The organism is Burkholderia lata (genome assembly GCF_902499025.1).
Taxonomy (GTDB): Bacteria; Pseudomonadota; Gammaproteobacteria; order Burkholderiales; family Burkholderiaceae; genus Burkholderia; species Burkholderia lata_C.
On the sequence record NZ_CABVPW010000084.1, the window covers coordinates 1 to 9,506 of the forward strand.

The 9,506-nt window shown below is 58.6% G+C and carries 8 protein-coding genes and 2 pseudogenes; 2 read left to right on the forward strand and 8 right to left on the reverse strand.

All coding sequences use genetic code 11. The annotated features are described in order from the left end of the window. On the forward strand, positions 1-566 hold a 566-nt coding region (locus BDI24065_RS40285), incomplete at its 5' end, for an IS3 family transposase (RefSeq protein WP_254609960.1). Between the two features lie 29 nt (positions 567-595). Here BDI24065_RS40285 and BDI24065_RS40290 read toward each other — a convergent pair. From BDI24065_RS40290 to BDI24065_RS41600, 8 genes and pseudogenes are all read right to left on the reverse strand, one after another. Then, positions 596-1,798 (reverse strand): tetratricopeptide repeat protein, encoded by a 1,203-nt coding sequence (locus BDI24065_RS40290; RefSeq protein WP_175035863.1) that lies wholly within the window; start codon positions 1,796-1,798, stop codon positions 596-598. A 16-nt stretch (positions 1,799-1,814) separates the two neighbouring features. Continuing rightward, a complete protein-coding gene (locus tag BDI24065_RS40295; RefSeq protein ID WP_175035864.1) occupies positions 1,815-2,243 on the reverse strand; it encodes an ExbD/TolR family protein in 429 nt (142 codons plus the stop codon). A gap of 10 nt (positions 2,244-2,253) precedes the next feature. Beyond that, the gene (locus BDI24065_RS40300) at positions 2,254-2,679 is read right to left on the reverse strand and encodes an ExbD/TolR family protein (RefSeq protein ID WP_175035865.1); all 426 of its coding nucleotides are present in this window, start codon (positions 2,677-2,679) and stop codon (positions 2,254-2,256) included. A gap of 3 nt (positions 2,680-2,682) precedes the next feature. Then, entirely contained in the window at positions 2,683-3,600 is a 918-nt protein-coding gene (locus tag BDI24065_RS40305) for a MotA/TolQ/ExbB proton channel family protein (RefSeq protein WP_175035866.1), read from the reverse strand. A gap of 73 nt (positions 3,601-3,673) precedes the next feature. Next, positions 3,674-4,351, reverse strand: a complete 678-nt coding sequence (locus BDI24065_RS40310; RefSeq protein WP_175035867.1) for an energy transducer TonB — start codon at positions 4,349-4,351, stop codon at positions 3,674-3,676. Between the two features lie 61 nt (positions 4,352-4,412). Continuing rightward, on the reverse strand, positions 4,413-6,707 hold the full coding sequence (locus BDI24065_RS40315; protein ID WP_254609961.1) for a TonB-dependent receptor: 2,295 nt from the start codon (positions 6,705-6,707) through the stop codon (positions 4,413-4,415). 797 nt (positions 6,708-7,504) lie between these two features. Beyond that, on the reverse strand, positions 7,505-7,867 hold the full coding sequence (locus BDI24065_RS41295) for a hypothetical protein (protein WP_254609962.1): 363 nt from the start codon (positions 7,865-7,867) through the stop codon (positions 7,505-7,507). 150 nt (positions 7,868-8,017) lie between these two features. Next, positions 8,018-8,131 (reverse strand): annotated as a pseudogene (locus BDI24065_RS41600) (hypothetical protein); the annotation flags it as partial. Positions 8,132-8,420: 289 nt separating this feature from the next. Here BDI24065_RS41600 and BDI24065_RS40325 point away from each other — a divergent pair. Next, positions 8,421-9,370 (forward strand): annotated as a pseudogene (locus BDI24065_RS40325) (IS481 family transposase). The last annotated feature ends 136 nt before the right edge of the window (positions 9,371-9,506 follow it).

Below are 9,506 nucleotides of genomic sequence, written 5' to 3' on the forward strand. Positions count from 1 at the left end.
GTCTACGGCAGCCCAAGCATATCGTGACTACGATCAACGAAATCTGGAGTATGGATTTCGTTGCCGATGCACTGTTCGATGGCAGACGTCTTCGGACACTGACCGTCGTCGACAACTACACACGGGAATGCTTGGCCATCGAGGTCGGCCAAAGTCTGAAGGGTGAACACGTGGTCAAAGCGTTGACGCGTATCAGCGCCATGCGCGGACACCCGGCCACGATCAAGGTCGACAATGGCAGCGAGTTCATCTCGAAGGCAATGGATCGCTGGGCATATGAACATGGCGTTGAACTGGATTTCAGCCGACCGGGCACGCCCACTGACAACGCCAAGGTCGAAAGCTTCAACGGGCGCTTCCGGCAGGAATGTCTGAACGCGCATTGGTTCTTGTCATTGACCGACGCGCAGAGCAAAATCGACGACTGGCGCACGTACTATAACGAGGTTCGTCCCCACTCCGCATTGCAGTGGATGACGCCTGCCGAATTCGCCCGTCAGGCAAGGGAATCCGCCCCGCCTGACGACTCAACCAAGCCGGAAATCTCCACTTCCGACCGGGACTAATTCTGGTTCAGGGTCAATGGAAGCCGGGCTTAATGAGCGGCAATCAGCAACCACAAACGCGCAAGCTCAGTGGACCCGTCGTCGCCGCGAACGGCTCGAAACGCCTGAGTCGCCCTGGCTTGCTGTCCGGCGATGAAATACGCCTCACCAAGACGCAGTTGCGCCTGATCCGGGTGGGTCATGCCGCCTCTGGCAATCAGCGCTTCCATCGTTGCCAGACCCTGCTGCGCCTGCCCCGCGAACACCTGATTGAAAGCGGCGTCGAACGGCGGAATCGGCACGCCGTTACTGTCGATCGTGCTCTGCGCACGCTTCGCAGCCAGCGCCTGCAGGCGCTTCTCGCGATCCGCACCAACTCCGTGCCCGAGCACGCCGGACGAGAAACCCTGATCGATTACCTGCTTGCCTTCAACCGGGGTCCCCGCAACGATCGCCAGCTGCGTCATCTGCATATAGTCGTCGGCCGTCACCAACGCACCGGTAGCACGGCGCAGGCGATAGGTGTCGATATCCAGAGCCGACGAGTAACCCGGCTCGTTGCGGATGGCTGCGAACAGATCATCCCAGTACAACTGCTTCGGGTGGAACGCGACCAGCTTCTCGAGCGCGCTGCGATAGGTGGCCGAGTCGTTGGAGCGCTGCGCACAGGTACCCAGCAACTGCAACTGGGATTCATCCGGCGCACGGCCCGCACGCGCCTGTGCATCCACGGTGGGCTTGAGCAGGCTCACCACGCTGGCGCAGTCATTCGACAGGTAATAGGACTGGATCAACAAGGTCCGCATGTCGGGATCAGTGCCACCGGCCTTGATGTACCGCTGTGCCGTCCTGATTGCCAGCGGGTAATTTTTCCCCTGGAAGTAGATTCCCGCGAGAGCAGCGGCGGTGCGTTGCTCGTCCGCGCCCGTCAGCTTGCCGGAAGCCAGCAGGGTTTCGTACGCCTGAGCGGCGACAGTATTGTCCCCTGCTGCGATGGCGGCAGCACCGCGCATCTGTTCCACCACATAGTTCTCATATGGCGTCCTGTTCGGCACCGCAGCCGCCTGATCGATCTTCGTCAACGCATCCTTGTACTTGTGTGCGCGATAAAGATCCTGCGCAGCGTTCAGCGGTTTGGCGATTTCCGGGCGCAGCGTGTCGACAGCATGTGACGCGCCCGGCAGCACGACGAGGACGGACAGGCCCCCGAAAGTGGTCGCCAGCGCGACACGCTTTAATCGTTGATGGATCATTAGCACTCCCACTTCGTTATTGCATGTACTGCTCGTTTCCGATCAGTCCAACCTTCGTGGCGCCGATGCGTTGCGCCGAAGCCAACACGGCGGCGACATCCCTGTACGGCACCAGCTTGTTCGGCAGAAGGTGAATTTCCGCCTGCACCGGCTCGGCAGCCACCTGTCGAAGATGCGATTCGAGCGCGGCGCGATCGGGCAGCACCTGACCGTTCCACATCATCGTGCCGTCGAAGTCGATATCGATCTGCACCACTTCCGGCTGCACCGCCTGCGGAGGCGGGGTGCCGACCGGCAGGTTCATCTTGATGGCGTGCGTCTGGATCGGAATCGTGATGATCAGCATGATCAGCAACACCAGCATCACGTCGATGAGTGGCGTGGTGTTGATATCTACCATCACGTCCGGTTCGCTGCTACCGCCCGACGATACGTTCATCCCCATAGCCGGCTCCTTAGCCGCCGCGCGGCGGCGGCTCAGTGATAAATGAGACCTTGGCGATACCTGCACGCTCGCACGCAGTAATCACCCGTCCGATAAACTCATAACGCGCGTTCTGGTCGCCGCGCACGTCGACTTCAGGTTGCGGCGTCATGACCGACACGGCCTTGAGTTCAGCCAACAGTGTCGCTGCATCCACATGCTTCTCGTTCCAGAAGAAATCACCATCGAGGTTAACCGCGATCACGATGCTTTTGGGCGTAGTCTGTAGCGGCTGGATCGTCTCATTCGGCAACTTCACCGGCACCGTGTGCGTAACAACCGGAATCGTGATCAGGAAGATGATCAGCAACACCAGCATCACATCGACTAGCGGCGTGGTGTTGATGTTGGAGATAACCTCGTCGTCGTTCCCATCCTGCCCAACGCTCATGGCCATGACTTACCCCGCCCGTTCGACCAGCGTCGCCTTCTGACCTGCCATGCCGCGCTTCGAGTGACGGCTGCCGGCGAGCAGGACCGTGTGCAGTTGTGCACCGAAGGCGCGCACACGTTCCATCACCGATTTGTTGCGGCGAACCAGGAAGTTGTAGCCGAGCACCGCCGGAACCGCCACGGCCAAGCCGATTGCCGTCATGATCAGTGCTTCACCGACCGGACCTGCAACCTTGTCGATCGATGCCTGGCCGGCGATACCGATGGCCGTCAACGCGTGGTAAATACCCCAGACCGTACCGAACAGACCAACGAACGGAGCCGTGGAGCCGACCGTACCGAGGAAGGCGAGCCCATCCTGCAGACGATTTGACACGTTAGTGATGGCACGCTCGATCGACACGTCGATCCACGTGTTGCGGTCCACGGCTTCGAGTAGCGCTTCGTCGTGGTGTTCGCCAGCTTCGATTGCGGTCTCGGCGATGAAGCGGAACGGCGACGATTCGTCGAGCAGCCTGGCACCTTCGGCGAGCGACGGCGCGGTCCACAGCTGTTCGTCGGCACGCTTGGCACGACGGTTGGCACGATACTGCTCGAAGAACTTCGTGATCGTGATGTACCAGCTGCCCATCGACATGATGACCAGTAGGATCAGCACGAAGCGGGCAACGATGTCACCATTTTTCCAGAGGGCACCGAGACCGTATGGATTGCTGACGGTTTCCGATGTTGCGGGTGCCGGCGGCGGCATCGCTTGATCCAGCTGTGCTGCTGCGGGTGCAGCCGTCGTTGCGGTAGCGGCCGATACAGTTACGGTTGTGCCGCTAGCTTGCGCGTAGGCAATTTGCGGTGCGATAAAGGTCGTTGCCGTGGTTACGGCGAACACCATGCTTGCCGACAGCGCGGCGAGAGAATACGTCTTCATGTCTACTCCAGTCCATCCGTTGAACGTTTACAACCTGATCAAAAACCGCCACGAGAACCCATAACCTGTCCGGTCAATTCAAGTTAAAGGCAAACGGAACTTGAACACGAACAGCTTCTCCCTGTGAAACGCAACTAAATTGCTTGACCGCATTCAATGCCGCACGATCCAGCAACGGATCAGCAGATTGGGCCACACGCACGTCCGCAACGCGCCCCTGTGGATCAACGACAAATTCGATCAAGACGTTGCCCGTGATGTTGTTCTGCTGAGCTTCCCGCGGATAGCGTATTGATCTGCGCACCTGATCGGAGTTCGGGCAAACCACGCCAACTTCGGTGCTCGCCGCCTTGGCAGGAGCCGGGGCGACCGGGGCAGGCGGCGGCGCAGGCTGAGCTACGACCGGTGCCGCCTGGTGCGTAATGCTCGGTTGCGGTGGGGTCGGTACATTGACCTCCGGCGGCGGCACAAACGGTGGTGGTGGCGGCGCGAACTTTGGCGGCGGTAACTGCACGGTCGGCAACGGCGGCGGCGGCGGTGGTTTCACCTGCTCAATGATTTTCGTTTCGATGGGATGCTGAATCACCTGTACCACTTTGGTAGCAAGCCCATTAACCAACGCGTAAATCAGCACCACGTGCAGGAGAAGGACTGCTGCAATGCCGCCAAAGCGACGTACGGGATTCTGCTGTTTCCGCCCAAATTCGCGCCGGGCTCGTGCTCTTCCGGGCTCCGTTGCTAGACCTGGCATAATGATCTCCCGAAAAGATACGATGCTTCCCTAACATAGTACGTCGCTGACATGGTCATTTCTAGAACGGTGCCGTAAGTTGCACGCCAATGGTCCGTGGTTGAATCACTGTTGCCAGCACGTCTCCACCTAATGGAACTTGGGACGTACTTGCCGACAAAATCCCCTCGCGATTAAAGAGATTCCTGATGAAAAACGACACGGTGAAGTGGCTAAAATCAATTCCGGCCTGCAGGTTCGTGGTCGCATATGCGGGCAGTTTGAAGTCGGGCAATTGCGTGTCGTGCGCGAAGCTCGAATGGCGCATACCTACGTACTGTTCGTCTACCCCCACGTAAGCGCGATGAGATGCTATCTGGAACTGGTAATTCACAGACGCTGTGGCTGAAAACCTTGGGGTATTTGGAAGTGAGTCGCCAGCCTGTGACCCCGCCCCCGTATTACCTGTGGTCAAGTATGCGTCAGTCGCAGAAATCGAAGCAGCGAAGGTCCAGGCTGAGGTCGGGCGAAACGCCCCGGACAATTGAAGACCTTTCACGCGCGCGTTACCCGCGTTAATGTATTGGCTGAACCCGTCAACATCGCCGTATGCCTGTAGGTTATGCCATTCGATGTCATATGCCGAAACGGCGAGCGACAGTTTCTTGTCGAGCAGATCGGCCTTGTATCCCACCTCATAGTTCCATAACGTGTCAGGCTGGAAGGTCGAACTTCCGGGAATCAGCAGTCCGGTGGCCGGGTTGGTGATCAACAGATTCGGACCTCCTGGACGATAGCCGCTCGCAATCCGGGCATATACGTTGCTTGTCGGCGTCAGTTTGTAGGCGGCCGTAAACATGTAGGTCTTTGTGGTGTCGGAAGACGTACCCGATACGGTTCCGGGAGACGCGACGATCGGGCCCGATGTCGTCTGATCGAACGCCTGTTGGTTACGCGCAATCCGAATACCGGCGGTCAGTGCAAGCCGCGGCGTCAAGTTATACGTGAGATCGCCATAAGCCGCTGCTTCCTCGTACGTCGATCCGTATTTGTAAGTTTCGAGCGCACTGAAAGCCTTACTTCCGACGGGCGACGCAAAAATTATGTCGGTAGGGTCACTGCGCTCGTGGGTGTAATAAAGGCCCGCAACCCATTCTAGGCGCTGGTTGCCCGGCGACGTCAATCGAAACTCCTGGGTCACCTTGTCGGTAAATATTTGGTTTGAGTACGACACGGCACTGAGATTTAAACCCGCAGCATCAAAGATTGGCGCGTACGCTGCCGTAAGATCCGACGCACTTCCGGTATGGATCGACTGGTAGGAGGAAATCGAATTGAAGCGAGCCCAGCCAAAGTCGTATTCGACGTCAGCGGTGTAGAACTGGATGCTTTGATGGTACGGCTCAGCTGAACCCAGGTAACGTTTCAGATCACCGTAAACAGGCCTGCCATTCGTGCCGTAGTCGACGAAATTCAAACCTGAGCTGTTGACATCCTGAATGTCAGCCGTGAAGCGGAACGTCAGTTTATTGGTCGGCGTCACAAGCGCCGATGCCCGAAAGCCCGTCGTATCACCTTGGTTGATGTGCGTACCGGAACTACTACCTACCGCGTCTACATACCCGCCTTCGTGGTCGTTGAAAGCGGACAACCGGACCGCAGCAACGTCCGACTTCAACGGGATATTCAGTACTGCTGTGGTCGTGTTGTTGAGCCCACCGTGCCAAGTCGACGAGAAACCCGTGCCAACCTGCCCTGAAAAATTTTCCGTGTCAGGCTGGTTGGTGACGTACTTCAACACCCCCCCCATCGCGCCCGCCCCGTAGAGCGTCCCCTGCGGGCCAAAGAGAATTTCAATGTGGTTAAGATCAAGCAAACCCATATTCAGTGCCAACTGTGCCCCGGAACCGTATACGGTGCTCGATCCAAACGAAGCATCGTCGACATAGACACCGACAGTCGGTCCAATGTCCTGTCCCGCCGTAATACCGCGGATGGAGATCGTTCCCTGGCCAGGCGCACCGCCGCTCGAAAAGCTCACGCCGGGTTCTGACGTGATGTAGTCGCTCAACTGCGTCGCACCGGCCTTTTGAAGATGCTCGCTCGATACCGTGTCGACCTTCATCGGGACCTCGCGAGCGGGTTCGCGACGCCGATTGGCTGTTACTTCGACTGAATTCAGCGTGACAGTATTGGCGCCATTGCTCTTGTCGACTGGAGGCGCCTGATTTCTGGGGCTTGCCGCGGAAGCCCGCGTTTGGGTTGTCGAAGTCGCTGCGGGCGTAACCGATTGCGCTTCGACACCGCTTGCGGGCGCGGCGGTTTGCGCCTGGACGTGAGCCGCCCCGACGAACAACTCCATGATCGACACTGCCACCACGGTACGCCTGAAAACAGTACAACCCGACCTGAGACTGAATTTTCTCTTTTTCATCACGACGCCCGTTACGGCCTCCAAGTGGTCAGTTAAATGTACAGTTATGTATATAATAGGGAATGCGCCTCGCCGGGACAAATAAAAAAAAATACTTGTTTACCCTTTGCGACCGGCCCATCGCGGCCCAGCAACAATGAGCACCGTTGCTCAGGTCGTTCTGCAAGCGTGATAGACAGCGTTCATTGCGTCAGGAGACGCGGTATGCCTCGCGCGATGCGCGGGTTCAGGCGCAAAAAAGCAGCAAAGCGTCGCGAGCTTGGACGGTGGGTTGATGTGACGGGATTCTGAACAGCGCGATGAAGTCTCCGCACCGGCCGATGCGGTCTGTGCTCCGCAAGTCCGACCTCGCGAATTGAGGTTTCCGACAAGCCATTCGTGTCAATGTCGATGCAACATTTAATTTGCATAACTACACAATAGCGACCTGCGAAGACAATCGCGAAAGCAGGAAATCATGAACTGGATGCGTTGCACGACCGGCACGGACGGCCCAAGCTGCAGCGGTGCTCATCTTGTGGCGCAAGCTAAAAGAACCTGACAGTTCGAGACCGCCGGGCGTCCGGAAGACCCGCCGATTGCGCCGCCGCCCGCTATGGCACCGCACGCTTTCAATCGGGAGGGGCGGGGGAGTGGGTTCGCCTGCCATCACAGGCATTAGTGCCGTGCCTGGCAGAGGCATTGACAGGAAAAGCTCGGCGCAACCAATTGATACAGGCAAAGCCGAATAAGCGCCGCAGCTAGACTTTGCCCTTCTGTTTGCTGCCTTTGGCGGGGACGCGACCGGCGCGGACCCGCTTCATCACCTCAGCACCGGAGATGATGTCGGCATACAGTGGTGCATTGCGGCGACGCTCGGCGATGGTCTGGCGTACGCCGATGGCGTAATAGCCGATCTGATGGAAATAGAAAACCTGCGCGCGTATCGGCGCCTCTTCATTGCTGTAACCCAGCAGTTTGAAGGCGGCTTCCAGCGTGGAGATTCGTTGACGGTCGGCCCGTTCGACAGCCCATGAGGCCCGCCGGTCCGAGCGAGCCCATTCACGCACGGCCATATCGAAATGATGGTCGTAGCCATCTTCTTCAATCAGGCGGTCGACCATATATTCTATCCACTCGCCGGCCTCGGCAAACGTATTGCCGGGCGGCTGAGGCGGAAGGAATTTGCAGGTGGCTTCCCAAAGCTCGAGGAGCTGATCGAGGAGATCTTCGCGATCACGGAAGTTGTGATAGAACCCCCCTCGCGTTACGCCGAGGCGCCGCGCGAGACGATCAATTTTGACTCCAGCTGGTCCTTCTTCGACAAGGGCGCGCCGCGCTGTCTCAAGCCAGGCTGGGGCAGTTACTTTTGGCGAGCGTCCAACCATTCATGATATTTTCATAAGGCCTAAGATCGCACACTTATAACATAACTCGCGCCGACTGCCAAGAATGGCGACCGCATCGCTGATGCGCCTGATGGTACGTCGCGAAGGCCAAATCCCGGCATGCCTGGCCACCCGCCCTGGCCGTTTCGATCGACAATCCTGTCACGTCGAAATGCCCGCTGGGCGCCCGCTAGCTGTGAAGCTTCAATAGGTTTATCGATGGTTCATCCGGACTGAGTCTGGGAGACTGGAAGTCGCCAAACACCCAACCTTCCAGGAATCCAGCCGGATGAACACCCATAAGAATGCCCGACTCACTTTCGCCCGTCGACTTGAGATGGTTCAGGAGATCACCGAATCCGGTTCGAGCGTGCCGCAAGCGGCGGCCGATCACGGCGTGACAGCACCGACCGTACGCAAATGGCTTGGGCGCTATCTGGCCGGTGGTGCACCAGCGCTGGCTGACGCCTCGTCGAGACCTGCTCGCTCCCCACGCTCCATCGCTCCGGCGACTGCTTTGTTGATCGTGGAATTGCGCCAGCAGCGCTTGCTGCAACGTCAGATCTCCCGACAGGTAGGCGTGTCGGCTTCGACCGTCAGCCGCGTGCTGGCGCGTGCCGGACTGTCGCGCTTGAGTGACCTGCAGCCGCGTGAACTGGTTCAGCGCTACGAACACGAGGCGCCGGGCGACTTGCTGCACATCGACATCAAGAAGCTCGGCCGTATTGCACGCCCTGGCCATCGCGTCACCGGCAATCGGCGCGATACAGTGGACGGCGTTGGCTGGGAGTATCTATTCGTCGCGGTGGACGATCATGCGCGGATTGCCTACACGGCGATGCATCCGGACGAGACGAAGGGCAGTGCCGTGCAATTCCTGCGCGATGCCGTGGCGTGGTACGCCGGACTCGGCGTGCGTGTGCGCCGATTGCTGACCGACAACGGATCGGCGTTCCGTTCACACGAGTTCGCTCGGGCCTGTCAGGAGTTGGGTATCCGGCACAAATTTACGCGAGCCTATCGTCCGCAGACCAACGGCAAGGCGAACGCTTCATCCAGTCGGCGTTACGTGAATGGGCCTACGCATGGACGTACCAGAGCTCAGCCCATCGCATGGAAGCCTTAGCGAGTTGGCAGCATCACTACAACTGGCACCGTGCCCACAGCGCCATCGGCGGTGTTGCGCCGATGGCCAGACTTCCCGCGTCGAGAAACAACCTCTTGACGCTTCACAGCTAGCCGACCTGGAAGACAATTGTCAGACCCGTTGCCGGCGCTCGTCCAGGTCAGGAAGCGCCCTCCTTCTCTCCTTCTCTCCTTCTCTCCTTCTCTCCTTCTCTCCTTCTCTCCTTCTCTCCTTCTCTCCTTCTCTCCT